Annotated in this window: 18 protein-coding genes; 9 read left to right on the forward strand and 9 right to left on the reverse strand. The window is 67.6% G+C overall.

Features of this window, described 5'->3' with window-relative positions:
- The 4 genes from LMJ29_RS05625 to LMJ29_RS05640 all read right to left on the reverse strand — a co-directional run bounded on the left by LMJ29_RS05625 (position 1) and on the right by LMJ29_RS05640 (position 4,510).
- Positions 1–966: an NAD-dependent epimerase gene (locus LMJ29_RS05625; protein WP_229604532.1), complete on the reverse strand. Its 966-nt coding sequence runs from the start codon at positions 964–966 to the stop codon at positions 1–3.
- On the reverse strand, positions 963–2,306 hold the full coding sequence (locus LMJ29_RS05630; protein WP_229604533.1) for a UDP-glucose dehydrogenase family protein: 1,344 nt from the start codon (positions 2,304–2,306) through the stop codon (positions 963–965). Before LMJ29_RS05630 ends, LMJ29_RS05625 begins: the two co-directional genes overlap by 4 nt.
- A 253-nt stretch (positions 2,307–2,559) precedes the next feature.
- Complete coding sequence (locus tag LMJ29_RS05635; protein WP_229604534.1) at positions 2,560–3,837, reverse strand: sensor histidine kinase; 1,278 nt, start codon at positions 3,835–3,837, stop codon at positions 2,560–2,562.
- A complete protein-coding gene (locus LMJ29_RS05640) occupies positions 3,827–4,510 on the reverse strand; it encodes a response regulator transcription factor (protein ID WP_229604535.1) in 684 nt (227 codons plus the stop codon). The genes LMJ29_RS05635 and LMJ29_RS05640 overlap by 11 nt, the downstream gene beginning before the upstream one ends.
- A gap of 169 nt (positions 4,511–4,679) precedes the next feature.
- Between LMJ29_RS05640 and LMJ29_RS05645 the strand changes: the two genes are divergently transcribed.
- Entirely contained in the window at positions 4,680–6,662 is a 1,983-nt protein-coding gene (locus LMJ29_RS05645) for an LTA synthase family protein (protein ID WP_229604536.1), read from the forward strand.
- The gene (locus LMJ29_RS05650; protein WP_229604537.1) at positions 6,659–7,396 is read left to right on the forward strand and encodes a phosphatase PAP2 family protein; all 738 of its coding nucleotides are present in this window, start codon (positions 6,659–6,661) and stop codon (positions 7,394–7,396) included. The genes LMJ29_RS05645 and LMJ29_RS05650 overlap by 4 nt, the downstream gene beginning before the upstream one ends.
- Before the next feature lie 65 nt (positions 7,397–7,461).
- Here the strand turns inward: LMJ29_RS05650 and groL are convergent, their stop codons facing one another.
- From groL to LMJ29_RS05665, 3 genes are all read right to left on the reverse strand, one after another.
- Positions 7,462–9,102, reverse strand: a complete 1,641-nt coding sequence (groL, locus tag LMJ29_RS05655; RefSeq protein ID WP_229604538.1) for a chaperonin GroEL — start codon at positions 9,100–9,102, stop codon at positions 7,462–7,464.
- A gap of 52 nt (positions 9,103–9,154) precedes the next feature.
- On the reverse strand, positions 9,155–9,448 hold the full coding sequence (locus tag LMJ29_RS05660; RefSeq protein ID WP_229604539.1) for a co-chaperone GroES: 294 nt from the start codon (positions 9,446–9,448) through the stop codon (positions 9,155–9,157).
- Positions 9,449–9,641: 193 nt separating this feature from the next.
- On the reverse strand, positions 9,642–10,082 hold the full coding sequence (locus LMJ29_RS05665; RefSeq protein ID WP_229604540.1) for an FxsA family protein: 441 nt from the start codon (positions 10,080–10,082) through the stop codon (positions 9,642–9,644).
- 279 nt (positions 10,083–10,361) lie between these two features.
- On the opposite strand from LMJ29_RS05665, the gene LMJ29_RS05670 reads away from it, so the two are divergent.
- The 3 genes from LMJ29_RS05670 (at position 10,362) to LMJ29_RS05680 (ending at position 13,155) form a co-directional block, all read left to right on the forward strand.
- On the forward strand, positions 10,362–11,120 hold the full coding sequence (locus tag LMJ29_RS05670; protein ID WP_229604541.1) for an SDR family oxidoreductase: 759 nt from the start codon (positions 10,362–10,364) through the stop codon (positions 11,118–11,120).
- A gap of 92 nt (positions 11,121–11,212) precedes the next feature.
- Complete coding sequence (locus LMJ29_RS05675) at positions 11,213–11,560, forward strand: MGMT family protein (RefSeq protein WP_229604542.1); 348 nt, start codon at positions 11,213–11,215, stop codon at positions 11,558–11,560.
- A gap of 41 nt (positions 11,561–11,601) precedes the next feature.
- Positions 11,602–13,155, forward strand: a complete 1,554-nt coding sequence (locus LMJ29_RS05680) for an AmpG family muropeptide MFS transporter (protein WP_229604543.1) — start codon at positions 11,602–11,604, stop codon at positions 13,153–13,155.
- Between the two features lie 74 nt (positions 13,156–13,229).
- Here the strand turns inward: LMJ29_RS05680 and LMJ29_RS05685 are convergent, their stop codons facing one another.
- The gene (locus tag LMJ29_RS05685; protein WP_229604544.1) at positions 13,230–13,709 is read right to left on the reverse strand and encodes a YajQ family cyclic di-GMP-binding protein; all 480 of its coding nucleotides are present in this window, start codon (positions 13,707–13,709) and stop codon (positions 13,230–13,232) included.
- Positions 13,710–13,846: 137 nt separating this feature from the next.
- Here LMJ29_RS05685 and LMJ29_RS05690 point away from each other — a divergent pair, with 137 nt between their 5' ends.
- Genes LMJ29_RS05690 through LMJ29_RS05705 form a run of 4 tightly spaced genes read left to right on the forward strand, consistent with a single transcriptional unit; the run spans position 13,847 to position 16,566 of the window.
- Complete coding sequence (locus LMJ29_RS05690) at positions 13,847–14,809, forward strand: GGDEF domain-containing response regulator (RefSeq protein ID WP_229604545.1); 963 nt, start codon at positions 13,847–13,849, stop codon at positions 14,807–14,809.
- The gene (locus LMJ29_RS05695; RefSeq protein ID WP_229604546.1) at positions 14,806–15,717 is read left to right on the forward strand and encodes a putative 2-dehydropantoate 2-reductase; all 912 of its coding nucleotides are present in this window, start codon (positions 14,806–14,808) and stop codon (positions 15,715–15,717) included. Before LMJ29_RS05690 ends, LMJ29_RS05695 begins: the two co-directional genes overlap by 4 nt.
- 49 nt (positions 15,718–15,766) lie before the next feature.
- Entirely contained in the window at positions 15,767–16,345 is a 579-nt protein-coding gene (locus tag LMJ29_RS05700) for a cob(I)yrinic acid a,c-diamide adenosyltransferase (protein ID WP_229604547.1), read from the forward strand.
- Entirely contained in the window at positions 16,342–16,566 is a 225-nt protein-coding gene (locus LMJ29_RS05705; RefSeq protein ID WP_229604548.1) for a DUF3820 family protein, read from the forward strand. The genes LMJ29_RS05700 and LMJ29_RS05705 overlap by 4 nt, the downstream gene beginning before the upstream one ends.
- A 119-nt stretch (positions 16,567–16,685) precedes the next feature.
- Here LMJ29_RS05705 and LMJ29_RS05710 read toward each other — a convergent pair whose 3' ends face one another.
- Entirely contained in the window at positions 16,686–17,627 is a 942-nt protein-coding gene (locus LMJ29_RS05710) for a Nudix family hydrolase (protein ID WP_229604549.1), read from the reverse strand.
- Between the last annotated feature and the right edge of the window lie 23 nt (positions 17,628–17,650).

Raw genomic sequence — 17,650 nt, forward strand, 5'->3', positions numbered from 1 at the left:
TTATACCGCGTAGTAGGACCGATACCAGTCGACGAAGTGATTCACGCCGCTGGCGAGGGAAGTGCTGGGACGAAAGTCGATCAATTCGGCCAACTCGTCGACGTCCGCCCAGGTGCGCAGCACGTCGCCCGGTTGCAGGGGCAGGAAGTGCTTCTGCGCCCGGATGCCGAGGGCGGCCTCGAGACACTCGACGAAATCGAGCAGGCGCACCGGCGCGCCGCGGCCGATGTTGTACACCTGGCTCGGCACCGACGCGGTCGGCGGCAGCGCCTGCAGGCGCTGGATGCCTTCGACGATGTCGTCGATGTAGGTGAAGTCGCGCGACATCTGCCCGTCGTTGTAGACGTCGATCGGCCGGCCCTGGAGGATCGCGGCGGTGAACTTGAACAGCGCCATGTCCGGGCGGCCCCAGGGGCCGTAGACGGTGAAGAAACGCAGGCCGGTGGCACGGATGCCGTACAGGTGCGCGTAGGTGAAGGCCATCAGTTCGTTGGCGCGCTTGCTGGCGGCGTACAGCGAAGCCGGCTGCTCCACCGGGTCGGTGGTGGCGAACGGCAGCTTGTCGTTGAGGCCGTATACCGAGCTGCTCGAGGCGTACAGCAGGTGCTCCACCGGATAGTGCCGGCAGGCCTCGAGGATGTTGAGGAAGCCGCCGAGGTTGGACTCGACGTAGACCTCCGGATGGTCCACCGAATAACGCACCCCGGCCTGCGCGGCCAGATGGATGACGCGCTGGAAGCGCTGCGCCTCGAACAGGCGCAGCAGGCCGTCCTTGTCGACGATATCCAGCCGCTGGAAACGGAAGTTGGCCAGCCCGGCCAGCTGGGCGAGGCGCGCCTCCTTGAGCTCGACGCTGTAGTAGTCGTTGAGGTTGTCGATGCCGACCACCTCATGTCCCTCGGCACACAGGCGGCGGGCGGTATGGAAGCCGATGAAGCCGGCGGCACCGGTAACCAGCAACTTCATGCCCCGCCCTCGAGGCGACGGCCGCGGCCGATGCCGTAGTAGGCGATGCCGGCGGCGGCCAGGGTAGCCGGCTCGAATAGGTTGCGGCCGTCGAACACCACGTGGTCGGCGACCCTGGCCTTGACAAGGGCGATATCCAGGACGCGGAAATCCTGCCACTCGGTGACGATCAGCAGCGCGTCGGCCCCCTCCAGCGCCTCCTCCTTGCTGGCTGTCAGCGTGAGGTCGTCACGCACGCCGAAAATGCGCCGCGCCTCGCCCATCGCCTCGGGATCGAATGCCCGGACTCGCGCACCGGCCTGCCAGAGCGCGGCGAGCAGCTCGCGGCTGGGCGCATCGCGCATGTCGTCGGTGTTGGGCTTGAACGCCAGCCCCCACAGGGCGAAAGTCTTGCCGCGCAGCTCGCCGCCGTAGTGGGCGCTGATCTTCTCGAACAGACGGCGCTTCTGTGCGGTGTTGACCGCGTCGACGGCCTGCAGCAGCTGCGGCTGGTAGTCCACGCCATGGGCGATCTGCTGCAGCGCGTGGAGATCCTTGGGGAAGCACGAGCCGCCGAAGCCACAGCCGGCGTAGATGAAGTCGTAGCCGATGCGCGAATCCGAGCCGATGCCGCGACGCACCATCTCGATGTCGGCGCCCAGGCGATCGGCCAGGTTGGCGATCTCGTTGATGAAGGAAATCTTGGTCGCCAGCATGCAGTTGGCAGCGTACTTGGTCAGCTCGGCGCTGTGGGTGTCCATGACCATGATCTTCTCGCGGTTGCGGCTGAACGGCTGGTACAGCTCGCGCAACACGGCGATCAGCTCGGGACTGTCGCTGCCGACGATGATGCGCTCGGGGCGCATGCAGTCGTCCACCGCGCAGCCTTCCTTGAGGAACTCGGGGTTGGCGGCGACCTGGAAGTCGTCGACCCACGGCTTGCCGGCGGCCGCCTGGCGCAGGTGCGCGGCGATGCGCTCGACGGTGCCCACCGGCGCGGTGGACTTGTTGACGATCAGCTTGGCCTGCTCGCTGTGCGCGGCGATGCTGTCGACCACGGAGAACACCTGGCGCAGGTCGGCGCTGCCGTCTTCCAGAGGCGGCGTCCCGACGGCGATGAAGATCAGCCGGGCGAAGCGCACCGCGCGCTCCGCATCGATGGTGAATTGCAAGCGGCCGGCGGCGAGATTCTTGCCGATCAGCTCGGCCAGTCCGGGTTCGTAGATCGGCGACTGCCCCTGGTTGAGCTGGGCGACGCGCGCCGCGTCGATGTCGACGCAACAGACCGCATGGCCTACCTCCGCAAGACACACCGCCTGGGTCAGACCGACGTAGCCTGTACCGAAAACCGTTACCTGCATGCTCGTCCTACTCCGTTGATAGGCAGCGTTCTGGAAAGCAGCGGTCTGCGGAGGCTTGCGCCGTGCCCGCGGGTCCTTCTGCAGCGTGCGGAAGCGCACGCGGACGGCGTGGCCGACCGCGGCGGAGCGGGAACGGGTGGCAAGCGGGTGTGCTACTGATACACGGCCTTGCCACTAAGGCCCGCTGAGATATCAGTCAAGCACACTACGTATGAAATGATTAACCGGCGGTGAAACAGACGTGAAAAAACCGTCAAGAGGCAGCCGCGAGCGTCACCTCGAAACGGCAACCATGCGGCGCGGCCGGCGACAGACGGATCCGCCAGCCTTCCTGTGCGCAGATCCGTTGCACCAGCGACAAGCCCAGGCCCAGGCCGTCGCCGCGCTCGCGCTCGCCGCGTACGAAGGGCTCGAACACCGAGTCGCGCAGCGCCTCGGGAATGCCCGCGCCGCTATCCTCCACGCTGAAACCGGTAGCGGTCAGGTCGAGACGGATGTAGCCGCTGTCGGTGTAGTGCCAGGCGTTGCGCAGCAGATTGCCCAGCACCGCGCGCAGCAGGGGCGCGTTGTAGGTGAGCGCGGCGTCGGCGGTCTGCCGGTAGTCGAGCTGCAGCCCCTTGAGTTCGATCTGCTCGCGCCACTGCGTCACCAAATCGTCGGCGACCTGGCGCAGGCTGGCCCGCGGCGTACCGCTGCCCTGCCCGCTCTGCGCGCGCGCCAGCTGCAGGAAGGTCTGCACCAGTTCGCGCATCTCGGCGCTGGCGCGGGCGATGCGTTGCACCTGGCGCTGCGCCCGCTCGTCCAGGGCCGGGTTTTCCAGCAGCAGCTCGCAGGAGCTGGCCAGCACCATCAGCGGCGTACGCAGCTCGTGGCTGACGTCGCTGGTGAACAGCTGCTCGCGGTTGAGGGCCTCGCGCAACAGGCTGAGGGTTTCGTCGAAGGCCGCGGCCAACTGGCCGACCTCGTCGGGCACGTAGTCCTGCGCCAGCGGCGGCGCCAGCGCCAGCAGCTGGTCGCGCTGGCGCACCTGACGGGCCAGCCGAATCACCGGCGACATCACCCGCCGCGCCAGCAGCCAGCCGAGCGTGCCGGCCAGCAGGAGACTGCACAGAAAGCCCACCACCACCACCACATACATCACCTGCTCGCGCCGCTCGAAGTCGCTCTGGTCCTGCAGCAGCACGTAGCGGCGACCGTCGACCACGCGCACCATGGCATGGTAGGCGCTGGCGCCACGGAACAGCTCGTGGAAGCCTTCGCCCATCTCGGTCAGATCGGCCGGCAGGGCGAACTCCTCGGGACCGTCGGTGAAGTGGAACAGCTGGTCCGGACGCGGCTGGGCACGCCACTCGTCCATGGTTTCCATCTGCAGCAGGCGGTCGAGGTCGCGCGTGAGCTGCGCCGACAACAGGCGTTCCTCGACCAGATGCACGGTGATCACGGTGCCGACGGCGAAGGTGCCGGCCACCAGCAGGGTGACCAGCACGAAGCCGATGACGATGCGCTGGGCGAGGCTGGGCTTAAACGTCATCGGCGCTCTCGGCCAGGCGATAGCCGACACCATGCACGGTGTGCAGCAGGGCGCGCGGGAACGGCTTGTCGATCACCTGGCGCAGTTGGTGGATGTGGCTGCGCAGGCTGTCGCTGTCCGGGCAGTCGTCGCCCCACAGGGCCTCCTCCAGCACCTCGCGGCGCAGCACGTGCGGACTCTTCTGCATCAGCAGGGCGAGCAGCTTGAGGCCCAGCGGGTTGAGCTTGAGGCGCCGGCCGCCGCGGCTCACTTCCAGGGTATCGAGGTCGTAGTGCAGGTCGGCCACCTGCAATTCGCGCCGCCCGCCCCCGTGGCTGCGGCGCAGCACCGCCTCGACCCGCGCGGCCAGCTCGGACAGCGCGAAGGGCTTGATCAGGTAGTCGTCGGCCCCGGACTGGAAGCCGTTGAGACGGTCGTCGAGCTGATCGCGCGCGGTCAGCATGATCACCGGCACGCTGCTGCGCGCCTCCTGGCGCAGGCGCCGGCACAGGCTGTAGCCGTCCAGGCCCGGCAGCATCACGTCGAGCACCAGCAGGTCGTAGTGACCGGTGGTGGCCAGGTGCAGGCCGGACAGGCCGTCCATGGCGCAGTCGACACTGTAGCCCTTGAGCGTCAGGTAGTCGGCCAGATTGGCCAGGATGTCGCGATTGTCTTCGACCAGCAGGATACGCATGCAAACTCCTCTTTTTTCCATGATGTCATGGTGGGCGTGAGGGAATCGTCAAGAAGGGCAAAGGTACCCAAGCCGGCGGGCATCCGACACTTTTTTCACCGCGCGTTGACGGCTCCGCCACGCCACCGGGCGCAGGCTGCGCGCATCGAACCGCTATGGAACCGCCCCCATGTCATCGTTGCGCTCTGCGCCCCTGCGTTATCTGTCGCTCCTGCTCGGCTGCTGGCTCGGCCTGTTCACGCTGACGCGCAGCGTGCTGCTGATCGGCCACTGGGCGGAGGCCGCGCTGAGCCTGACAGACCTGCCGGGGCTGTACCTGACCGGGCTGGCCTACGATCTGGGCTTTCTCGCCTACGCTGCCGTGCCGCTGGCCGTCTACCTGCTGCTGTGCCCGAGCGGCCTGTGGCGGCGCCCCGGCCACCGGCTGTGGCTGCACGCGCTGCTGGGACTCAGCCTGTTCGCCATGCTGTTCGCCGCCCTGGCCGAATGGCTGTTCTGGGACGAGTTCGGGGTGCGCTTCAACTTCATCGCCGTCGACTATCTGGTCTACTCGGAGGAGGTGCTGCACAACATTCTCGAGTCCTACCCGGTATTTCGCCTGCTGGGCGGGATCGCCGTGCTGGCCATCGGCCTGACCGTCGCCCTGCGTCCGCTGCTGCGCCACGCGCTGGACGCCGAGATGCCGCCGTTGCGCCAGCGTCTGGCGACCCTCGCCCTGCTCGTCGCCTGCAGCGGCCTCGGCTTCGCCCTGCTCGACCAGCAGCATCCCCGCGGCCTCGGCGGCAATGCCTACCGGCAGGAATTGGCCAGCAACGGGCCGTACCAGTTCTTCGCCGCGTTCCGCAACAACGAGCTGGATTACGCGCAGTTCTATCCGACCCTGGACGAGTCGGAAGTGGCCGGCGTACTGCGCGAGGAACTGCAGGCGCCCGGGGTGCGCTTCGAGAACGGCGAGCCGCTGGACATCCGCCGGCGCATCGACAATCCCGGCCCACCCAGCAAGCTGAACGTGGTGCTGGTGACCATCGAGAGCCTGTCGGCCAGATACCTGGGCAGCTTCGGCGACTCCCGCGGCCTGACCCCCAACCTCGACGAGCTGCGCCGGCACAGCCTGTTCTTCAGCAACTTCTACGCCACCGGCACCCGCACCGACCGCGGCCTGGAAGCCATCACCCTGTCGGTGCCGCCGACGCCGGGGCGCTCCATCGTCAAGCGCCTGGGCCGCGAGAGCGGCTTCGCCAGCCTCGGCCGCCAGCTCAACGCCCAGGGCTACGACAGCGTGTTCGTCTACGGCGGCCGCGGCTATTTCGACAACATGAACGCCTTCTTCGGCGGCAACGGCTACCGCATCGTCGACCAGAGCAGCGTGCCGGCGCAGGACATCCACTTCGAGAACGCCTGGGGCATGGCCGACGAGGACCTGTATGCCCAGGCGATGAAGCTGGCCGACGCCGACCACGCCGCCGGCAAGCCCTTCCTGCTGCAGCTGATGACCACCTCCAACCACCGCCCCTACACCTACCCGGATGGGCGCATCGACATCGCCTCCGGCAGCGGCCGCGAAGGCGCGGTGAAGTACACCGACTGGGCGATCGGCGACTTCCTCGCCAAGGCGCGCCAGAAGCCCTGGTTCGACAACACCCTGTTCGTCTTCGTCGCCGACCACTGCGCCGGCAGCGCCGGCATGGAGGATCTGCCGGTGGCCAACTACCACATCCCGCTGTTCGTCTATGCACCGAAGTGGCTGGAGGCACGCGAGGACGGCCAGCTGGCCAGCCAGATCGACCTGGCGCCGACCCTGCTCGGCCTGCTCGACATGGATTACGAGTCGACCTTCTTCGGCCGCGACCTGCTCAAGCCGGCCAGCCAGCCGCCGCGCGTGCTGATCGGCAACTACCAGCATCTGGGGCTGTTCGACGGCAAGGATCTGGCCATCCTCAGCCCGCAACAGCTGATGCGCCGCCACGACGACGCCCTCGGCGCCAGCCGCGAGCACGGCACCGACCGCCAGGATGCCCTGCTGCGCCGCGACATCGCCTACTACCAGGGCGCCAGCTACGCCTACCAGCACGGCCTGCTGACCTGGCATGGCGGCCTGCGCGAGACGCTGGCCGAGCGCTCGCAACGCCGGCGCCAGGAACACAACCTGTGAGTCGGCGTCCGTCGCGGCCGTTGCGCAGCGGCTGGGCCATCGGCCTGCCGCTGGCGCTGATCGCCCTGCTCCTGCTGGTCGAGCCGACCCGCCTGGACTTCGCGCTCTCCGACCTGTTCTACCAGCCGGGCGTGGGCTTCGGCGGCCGGCACAGCTATTGGCTGGAGAAGATCCTGCATGACCGCGCCAAGCAGGGGGTGATCCTGCTCGGCGTGCTGGCCATCGCTGGCCTGGCGGCGAGTTGGCTACAGCCGCGATGGGCGAGCTGGCGCCGGCCCCTGGGCTACCTGGTACTGGCCATGGGGCTGTCCACTGCCGTGGTCAATCCGCTCAAGACGCTCACCGGGGTGCACTGTCCGTGGGACCTGAGCCGCTACGGCGGCGTGGAAACCTACACACCGCTACTTGCCGAGCGCGCCGCGGTGGTGGACAAGCCCGGCCGCTGCTGGCCGGGCGGCCATGCGTCCAGCGGTTTCACCCTGTTCGCCCTGTACTTCGTACTGCGCGATCGCCGGCCGCGCCTGGCGCGCGCCGCGCTGTGCCTCGCCTTGCTGCTGGGCGGCCTGTTCTCGCTGGGACGGGTGATGCAGGGCGCCCACTTCCTGTCGCACAACCTGTGGACGGCGCTGTTCGACTGGCTGATCTGCCTGGGCTGCTACCGGTTGATCCTGTACCGGCCGCCGCAACCGGCGCTCGCCCTCGTCGCGCTGCCGGACCACGAACTCGGCGGCTGAACGCCAGGCATAAAAAAACCCGCGCAGAGCGCGGGTTTTTTGTGTGGTGCAGGAGGCCGGTCGGCTTACATCATGCCGCCCATGCCACCCATGCCGCCCATGTCCGGCATGGCCGGAGCGGCCTTGTCTTCCGGAATGTCGGCGACCATGGCTTCGGTGGTGATCATCAGACCGCCGATGGAGGCAGCTGCCTGCAGAGCGGTACGGGTCACCTTGGCCGGGTCGAGGATACCCATCTCGATCATGTCGCCGTACACGCCGGTGGCGGCGTTGAAGCCGAAGTTGCCGGCACCTTGCTTGACCTTGTCGACCACCACGCTCGGCTCGTCGCCGGCGTTGGCGACGATCTGGCGCAGCGGAGCCTCGACGGCGCGACGCAGCAGGGCGATACCGACGTTCTGGTCTTCGTTGTCGCCCTTCAGCGACTCGATGGCCAGCAGGGCGCGCACCAAGGCCACACCGCCGCCGGGCACCACGCCTTCTTCCACGGCAGCGCGGGTGGCGTGCAGGGCGTCTTCGACGCGGGCCTTCTTCTCTTTCATCTCGACTTCGGTAGCGGCGCCGACCTTGATCACCGCAACACCGCCGGCCAGCTTGGCCAGGCGCTCTTGCAGTTTTTCCTTGTCGTAGTCGGAAGTGGTCTCTTCGACCTGCTTGCGGATCTGCGCCACGCGAGCTTCGATGTCGGCCTGAGCGCCGGCACCGTCGATGATGGTGGTGTTTTCCTTGTTCAGCACCACGCGCTTGGCGTTACCCAGGTGCTCCAGGCCGGCGCCTTCCAGCGACAGGCCGACTTCCTCGGAAATCACGGTACCGCCGGTCAGGATGGCGATGTCCTGCAGCATGGCCTTGCGGCGGTCGCCGAAGCCCGGCGCCTTGACGGCGGCGACCTTGACGATGCCGCGCATGTTGTTGACCACCAGGGTGGCCAGGGCTTCGCCTTCCACGTCTTCGGCGACGATCAGCAGCGGACGGCCGGCCTTGGCGACGGCTTCCAGCACCGGCAGCATTTCGCGGATGTTGGAGATCTTCTTGTCGACCAGCAGCAGCAGCGGGTTTTCCAGCTCGGCCGCCATGGTGTCCGGCTTGTTGATGAAGTACGGGGACAGGTAGCCGCGGTCGAACTGCATGCCTTCGACGACCGACAGTTCGTTCTCCAGGCCCGAACCTTCCTCGACGGTGATCACGCCTTCCTTGCCGACCTTGTCCATGGCTTCGGCAATGATGTTGCCAATGGACTCGTCGGAGTTGGCGGAGATGGTGCCGACCTGGGCGATGGCCTTGGAGTCGGTGCACGGCTTGGCCAGGTCCTTCAGCTGGGCGACGATGGCGATGGTGGCCTTGTCGATGCCGCGCTTGAGGTCCATCGGGTTCATGCCGGCGGCGACGGCCTTCAGGCCTTCGTTGACGATGGCCTGGGCCAGCACGGTGGCGGTGGTGGTGCCGTCACCGGCCTGGTCGTTGGCCTTGGAAGCCACGTCCTTGACCAGCTGGGCGCCCATGTTCTCGAACTTGTCCTTCAGCTCGATTTCCTTGGCCACGGACACGCCGTCCTTGGTGATCAGCGGCGCGCCGAAGCTCTTGTCCAGTACCACGTTGCGGCCTTTCGGGCCCAGGGTGGCTTTGACGGCGTCGGCCAGGATGTTCACACCGACCAGCATCTTCTTGCGAGCGGAGTCACCGAATTTGACTTCTTTAGCAGCCATGTCTTCTTAACCTCGAATGGAATTCAGGAAATGCGCGAAAAGCAGCGGGGAATCAGTCTTCCAGGACGGCGAGGATTTCGCTCTCGCCCATCACCAGCAGGTCTTCGCCGTCGACCTTGATGGTGTTGCTGCCCGAGTAGGGGCCGAACACCACTTTGTCGCCGACCTTGACGGCCAGCGGGCGCACTTCGCCGTTGTCCAGAACGCGACCGGCGCCGACAGCGACTACTTCACCGCGATTCGGCTTCTCGGCAGCGGAACCCGGCAGAACGATGCCGCCTGCGGTCTTGGTTTCTTCTTCGCTGCGACGAATCACGACGCGGTCATGCAGAGGACGAAGCTTCATTGTCGATCTCTCCTAACAGGTTGTTTCCAGCTACCGGCGAGCTTCGCCGGCGGGTTGGTAGATTCCGGCAGTGCCGGGAGCGCTGCGCGAGGCGCACCGCGAAAGTTCGGGCATCGATTGCTTCAAGCAATGCTGCGCTGACCGCTAGATGAGGGCCGGGCAGGCCATTTCAAGGGTCGCTGCAAAAAAATTTTCAGTCGTCGTGGCGCCGCCACTCGCCCTCGATGACGCGCGGACGCGAAGCCTCCGGCTGGTCCGCCTGCGCACCGGCGGAGCGTGCCCGCATCTGGACGCGGCGACGCAGTTGGCGGAGCAGGGCATGGCGGGTGAACGGCAGCAGGCAGAGCAGGCCGATGACGTCGCTGATGAAGCCCGGCAGCAACAGCAGGAAGCCACCGAAGGCGAGCAGCAGGCCCTCGAGCATTTCCTCCTCGGGCATCTCGCCGCGGAGCAGGCGCTCCCGTGCGCGCCAGGCGGTGGCCGGGCCGGCGATGCGCAGCAGGAAGCCGCCGGCCAGCACGCCGGCGACGATCAGCAGGAGGGTGGCCAGCACGCCGATGCTGCTGCCGACCTTGATCAGCACGGCGAGCTCGAGCAGCGGAAAGAGGATGAAGACGAACGGCAAAAAGCGCATCGGCACGGGATTCCTGGGCGGGCACCTGGCCCTGTACGTAGCAGTAGATGGCGGCGCCACGGACGGAATTCAAGTACCAGACGCGCCACCTGTCGTGCGCCGCACTCCGCCACCCCGATCCGACCAAGGTACCGGTTGACCACTCACGCCAGTCATGTTGCACTGCAAAAGCCACTCAAGAGCGATGCCGCGCCGTGGTCCGCCCAGGCGGACAGGTCTCCCGGAATTACCCGGAGGATCTGCGTGGCCATACCAATCATGTCTTGTCGGAATTTGCTCATGCAGCTCACAGAAAAAGTCATCATCGTCACCGGCGGCGGCCAGGGCCTCGGTCGCGCCATCGCCGAAGCCCTCTCTTGCCGCGGCGCAAAATTGGCCCTGGTCGATCTCAACAAGGAAAAGCTGGACGCGGCGGTGAGCGCCTGCCAGGCCAACGGGGTCGAGGCACGCGCCTATCTCTGCAACGTCGCCGACGAAAGCCAGGTCGAGCAGATGGTGCAACAGGTGGCGGCCGACTTCGGCGCCATCCACGGTCTGGTCAACAACGCCGGCATCCTGCGCGACGGCCTGCTGCTCAAGGTCAAGGACGGCGCGATCGAGAAACTCTCCCTGGCCCAGTGGCAGGCGGTGATCGACGTCAACCTGACGGGGGTGTTCCTCTGCACCCGCGAGGTGGCGGCCAAGATGATCGAACTCCAGTGCCAAGGCACCATCGTCAACATTTCCTCGGTATCGCGCGCCGGCAACATGGGGCAGAGCAACTACTCCGCCGCCAAGGCCGGCGTGGCGTCGCTGACCGTGGTGTGGGCCAAGGAGCTGGCGCGCTACGGTATCCGCGTCGGCGCCATCGCTCCCGGCTTCATCGCCACCGAGATGGTCGCCAGCATGAAGCCCGAAGCGCTGGAGAAGATGTCCTCGGCCATCCCGCTCAAGCGCCTCGGCCAGCCGGAGGAGATCGCCCACGCCGCCGCGTGGATCTTCGAGAACGACTACTTCACCGGCCGGGTGATCGAACTGGACGGCGGCATCCGCCTGTAAGTCCGGCGCGGGCCGGTCCGCCGGGGCCGGCCCCCTCCTCGACACGGGCGCGACGGGCTAAGCTCGCCATGTCGCCCTGCCGAAGTCTCGTCATGCCTGCCCTACCCTCCTCAGCCCTTATCGACGAACGCCGTCACGCTCTGTACAGCACGCTGGCCCAGGTGCCGCCCGGAAGGGTGGTCAGCTACGGGCAACTCGGCGAACTGGCCGGTCTCGGCCGCGCGGCACGCTGGGTCGGCCGCTGCCTGAGCCAATTGCCGGAAGGCAGCACGCTGCCATGGCACCGCGTGGTGGCGGCGGGTGGACGCCTGTCCCTGCCGGCCGGCTCGGTCGCCGGCGACGAGCAACGTCGCCGCCTGCAGGAAGAAGGAGTAGTTCTCCTGGCCAATCGCCTGGACATCCGTCGGTACGGCTGGCATCCCGCACCGCAGAGCGGTTAGAGTGGGCCCTTTGCATCAGCAGCGGACCCAGCAGCACCCCCATGCCACGTCGAACCTGGCGCGAAGCCTTCGCCACCTATGCCAGCCCCTCTGCCCTGGCCCTCCTGCTCCTCGGCTTCGCCGCCGGGCTGCCGATGGTGCTGGTGTTCTCCACCCTCTCGGTATGGCTGCGCGAAGCCGGGGTGGCACGTGAAACCATCGGCTATGCCAGCCTGATCGGCCTGGCCTACGCCTTCAAGTGGGTGTGGTCGCCGCTGCTCGACCAGTGGCGCCTGCCGCTGCTCGGCCGCCTGGGCCGGCGCCGCTCATGGCTGGCGCTGTCGCAGCTGCTGGTGGCCCTCGGCCTGGTCGGCATGGCGCTGTTCGACCCGCAGACCCACCTGGCCTGGCTGATCGCCGTGGCCGTGCTGGTGGCCTTCGCCTCGGCCACCCAGGACATCGCCCTCGACGCCTATCGCCTGGAGATCGCCGAGGACACCCACCAGGCCGCCCTGGCCGCCTGCTACACGACCGGCTACCGGGTGGCCATGCTGCTCGCCACCGCCGGTGCGTTGTTCGTCGCCGAGGGCTTCGGCTCGGTCGCCGGTGCCTACCTGTATCCGGCCTGGGCCAGCACCTACCTGTTGTTCGCCCTGCTGATGCTGCCGGGGCTGTTCACCACCCTGTGGATGAAGGAACCGCCGGTGCCGGTGCAGACCCAGCAGGCCGCCGCGCGCTACGGCCTGACCCACCAGCTGGTCTCGGTGCTGGTGCTGATCGTCCTGCTGATCTCGGTGCCGGCGATGTTCACCCAGTTCTATCGCAGCGACGTGCACGGCATGCTGCTGAGCAAGGTGACCCTGCTCGACCTGTTCCGCGAGGACCGCGCCTTCCTGCGCGCCGCCCTGTACACCGTGCTCACCCTGCTGTGCCTGTCGTCGCTCGGCCGCCGCGGCCTGGCGCCGGTGCTGACGCCGATCAGCGACTTCATCCATCGCTACCGCTGGCAGGCGCTGATCCTCCTCGGCCTGATCGCCACCTACCGCATGTCGGACACGGTGATGGGGGTGATGGCCAACGTGTTCTACATCGACCTCGGCTTCACCAAGGACCAGATCGCCAGCGTCAGCAAGCTGTTCGGCCTGGTGATGACGCTGTTCGGCGCCGGCGTCGGCGGCCTGTTGATCGTACGCTTCGGCATCCTGCCGATCCTGTTCCTCGGCGGCCTGGCCTCGGCGGCGACCAACCTGCTGTTCGCCATGCTTTCGGGCATGGGACCGAACCTTCAGATGCTGGTGGTCACCATCTCGGTGGACAACTTCAGCGGCGGCCTGGCTACCGCAGCCTTCGTCGCCTACCTGTCGAGCCTGACCAACCTGCAGTTCTCCGCCACCCAGTACGCGCTGCTCAGCTCGATCATGCTGCTGCTGCCACGGCTGATCGGCGGTTATTCGGGGGTGATGGTCGAGCGGCTCGGCTACGCCGACTTCTTCCTGGTCACCGCCCTGATTGGTATCCCTACCCTGCTGCTGATCGGTCTGCAGTGGGGGCGCGATCGCCAGCAGCCCAACGGCAGCCATGACACGGTCACCAGCGAGCCGCCACCGGGCTCCTGATTCCCGGGCGCCGAAATGCCAAGGGCCAGCCGTTGCGGCTGGCCCTTCTCATATCCAGACAGGAAAACGGCGGATCAATCGCGGAAGTTGTTGAACTGCAGCGGCATGCCCAGCTCCTGACCGCGCAGCATGGCGATGGCCTCCTGCAGGTCGTCGCGCTTCTTGCCGGTGACGCGCACCTGCTCGCCCTGGATCGCCGCCTGGACCTTGAGCTTGCCGTCCTTGATCAGGGCGACGATCTTCTTCGCCAGCTCCTTGTCGATGCCCTCGCGCAGGGTGACCTCCTGCTTGACCACCTTGCCCGACGCGTAGGGGTCCTTGTACTCCAGGCACTGGATGTCGATCTTGCGCTTGACCAGGGCCAGCTTGAGGATTTCGATCATCTGCTCGAGCATGAAGTCGGCTTCGGCGGTCAGGGTGACGGTCTTCTCCTTGAACTCGAAACTGCCCTTGCCGCGCAGGTCGTAGCGGCGGTCCAGCTCCTTGATGGCATTATCGACGGCGTTGGTGACTTCGTGCTTGTCCAGTTCGGACACGATGTCGAACGAGGGCATGGGTACTCTCCGATGAACGGCGCGACGGGATTCACGGATGCCGCGCGCCTGGCTTGCGGTAATGAAGAGCGGTCATTATAACTGAGGCCCGCCTGGTGCCACGTCCGCGCACCACCAATCCCATACGACACCTATCCATGACCGACCCCAACCTCAGCATCCTTGTGGTGGACGATGCCCGGTTTTCCAGCATGCTGATCGGGCGTCTTCTCCAGCAGGCCGGCTACCAGGACATCCGCTACGCCAGCAGCGCCAGCGAAGCCCTCGCCGCCATCGACCAGCGTTCCGCCAACGTGTTGCTGGCCGACTGGATGATGCCGGAAATGGATGGCCTGGAGCTGACCCTGCAGGTGCGCCAGCTCGACGAGGCCGACGAGCACTACACCTACATCATCCTGCTCACCGGCAACGACGGCGACAAGCTGCTGGCCGAGGCCTTCGACCGCGGCGTCGACGACTTCGTCAACAAATCCACCGTCAACGAGCAGCTGGTTCCCCGGGTGCTGGCCGCCGACCGCCTGTGCAGCACCCTGCAGCGCCTGCTGCGCGAGAAGCGCCAGCTGGCGCACAACATCGTCAACCTCGAACAGCGCAACGTCATCGATGCGCTGACCGGCCTGGGCAACCAACGCTACCTGCGCCAGTACCTGGCCACCGCGCTGCGTCAGCTCGAATCGCGCGGCGGGGCGCTGTGCTACCTGCTGATCAGCCTGGACAACATCGCCGGCCTCGACGAGGGCAAGCAGCGCGAGGTGCAGTACAACGTCGCCCGTCGCCTGCAGCAGATGCTGCGCCCGCTGGATGCGGTGGCGCGCCTCGACGATCGACATTTCGCCGTCGTGGCCATGGTCGAGGACCTGCGCGAATGCAGCGCCAGCAGCTTCCGCCGCGTGCATGACGGCCTCAATCTCAAGGCCCTGAAACTCAGCGAGGGCTTCTTCAGCCTGCAGGCGGCGATCGGCATGGTCAGCATCGATGCCAGCGACTGCCCGCTGAAACCCGACGACGTCATCCGGACCGCCGCCCAGCAGCTGGAGGAAGCCCGCCGCAGTGGGCGGATCGCCAGCCAGCGCTTGCAGCGCATGCAGAGCGCCACTTGACCTGGCATGTGCTCGGCGCCGGCAGCCTGGGCGGCCTCTGGGCCGCCCGCCTGGCCCGCGCCGGCCTGCCCGTGTGCCTGCTGCTGCGCGATCAGCGGCGCCTCGCCCAGTACCTGGCCAGCGGCGGCCTGACCCTCGAACAGGACGGTCACACCGAAACCTTCGCCCTGCCTGCGCAAACCCTGGACGATGCCGCCCCGATCCATCGCTTGTTGCTGGCCACCAAGGCCTACGACGCCGTACCCGCCGCGGCGGCCCTGAGTTCGCGTCTGTCGGCGGGCGCCGAGGTGATCCTGCTGCAGAACGGACTGGGCAGCCAGGACGAGGTGGCCGCCTGCCTGCCGCAGGCGCGCTGCATCTTCGCCTCCAGCACCGAGGGCGCCTTCCGCCGCGAGGACTTCCGCGTGGTGTTCGCCGGTGAAGGGCACACCTGGCTCGGCACTGCGCCGCCTTCCCCCGCCCCCGCCTGGCTCGACGAACTGGCGCTGGCCGGGATTCCGGCCAGTTGGACCGGGGATATCCTCGGCCGCCTGTGGCGCAAGCTGGCGCTCAACTGCGCGATCAACCCACTGACCGTGCTGCACTCCTGCCGCAACGGCGGCCTGCAGACGCATGCCGAGGAAGTCGCGGCGCTGTGCGCCGAGCTGGTCGAACTGCTGATCGCCTGCGATCAGGGCGACGCCGCAGTGGACCTTCAGGCAGAGGTGGAGCGGGTGATCGCCGCCACCGCCGCCAACTACTCGTCGATGTACCAGGACGTCGCCGCCGGCCGGCGCACCGAGATCGCCTACCTGCTCGGCCACGCCTGCCGCGAGGCGGCGCGTCACCGTCTGGAACTGCCGCGGCTGCAGGCGCTCGCCCTGCGCTTGCGCGCCCACCTGGCCGCGCGCGGATTGCCCCAGGACTGACGGCCCGCTACCCTGCCCGCTCGGGTTTGCCGCCAACAGGACATCGAACATGGGCTACCGTCTGTCGAAGATCTATACCCGCACCGGCGACGCCGGGGAAACCGGCCTCGCCGACGGCCGCCGGGTGACCAAGGATCATCCGCGCATCGAAGCCATGGGCGAGGTCGACACGCTGAACAGCCAGCTCGGCCTGCTGCTTGCCGAGCTCATCGAGCAGCAGGCGCAGTGGCCCGGCCTGAGCGAGCTCATCGCGGTGCTCGCGCCCTGCCAGCACCGCCTGTTCGACCTGGGCGGCGAGCTGGCGATGCCCGAATACCAGGCTCTGCACCAGCCGGAGGTGGCTCGCCTGGAGCAGGCCATCGACGCCTGGAACGAGGAAGTCGGGCCGCTGAAGAACTTCATCCTGCCCGGCGGTTCGCGCCTGGTGGCCCAGGCCCATGTCTGCCGCAGCTTCGCCCGCAGCGCCGAGCGCCGCTGCCAGCACCTCAACGCCGTCGAGCCGCTGCGCGGCGAATGCCTGGCCTATCTCAACCGCCTGTCCGACCTGCTGTTCGTCGGCGCGCGCCTGATCGCCCGGCGCCAGCAGATCGACGAAATACTCTGGCAGGCGGCGGAGCGCGGCGCGTGAAGGCCGACGATCTGCTGTTGCTGGTCAGCCGGCAGATGCCGTTCGGCAAGTATCAGGGCCGGCTGCTCGCCGACCTGCCCGGCGCCTACCTGGCCTGGTTCGCCCGCGAAGGCTTCCCGCCCGGCGAGCTGGGCCGCCTGCTGGCACTGATGCACGAGATCGACCACAACGGCCTGCGCGGACTGCTCGAGCCGCTGCGCCGACCGGGGCGGCGTCCGTAAGATAGAAAACCCGCGCAGCGGTTTTCTACCGACTCACCTCATCCTCGCGCCGCACGGTGGGCAATCGCTGCGCGAGTTGCCCTATCCCAACCGGCCGACACGGCAACCGGCTCCGCCACTCAAGCCGGCCAGAACGCGCGGATCCCCGCCACGCCCTGGGCACCGGCCTGCCAGCCCCGCGCCTGGTCCTGCGGACCGACGCCACCGAGCAGGAACACGGGCTGGTTGCAGCCGCGGATCAGCTCGGCGGCCGCCGCCCAACCCAGCGGAGCAGCGTCGGGATGGGTCTGGGTCGCCTGCACGGGCGACAGAGTGACGAAGTCCACGCCCATCTGCGCAGCCAGCGCCAGCTCCTCGGCATCGTGGCAGGAGGCCGCCAGCCAGCGCTCGCGCGGGAAGGGACGCCCGTTGGGCGCGTACTTGCGCAGCTGGGCTGCGGTGAGGTGCCAGCCAGCAGCGGGGAAATCGCCCAGCCATTCCAGCGGCCCCTTGAGCATCAGCTGCGCCTTGCCGGCGCACAGTCCCTGGATATCGGTGGCGAGGTCGCGATACTCGGGGCTGTACATGTTCGGCGCCCGCAGCTGCAGCAGGCGGATACCGCCGGCCAGCGCCTGGCGCACCCCGCGCAGCAGTTCGCCGGGCTCCAGATTGTCCGGAGTGATCAGATACTGCGCCGGTAGGCGCGCAGCCGCGACGATCGCCCGGTTGGCTTCGGGAAACTCGTAATGCGGCAGCTCACGGGGCTCTACCCAGGCCAGCGGCTGACCCTCGCGGCCATGCGGCTTGCCGGTGAAGGCGCTGACCTCGTGGACGTCGAGCAGTACGGCGAGATCGGGATAGTCGTGGCGCACCTGGATCAGCGGCCGGGAGGCGGCGATGTCGATGCCCAGCTCCTCGTGGAGCTCGCGCGCCAGCGCGGCTTCCACCGCCTCGCCGGCTTCGACCTTGCCGCCAGGGAACTCCCAGAGGCCGCCCTGGTGCTTGTGTTCGGGACGCCGGGCGATCAACACCCGGCCATCGGCGCCGCGGATCACCGCCGCGGCCACGTGCAGTCGTTTCATCGCAGACAACTCCGAGGGGCGCG

The organism is Pseudomonas oryzagri, assembly GCF_020831405.1.
Lineage (GTDB): Bacteria > Pseudomonadota > Gammaproteobacteria > Pseudomonadales > Pseudomonadaceae > Geopseudomonas > Geopseudomonas oryzagri.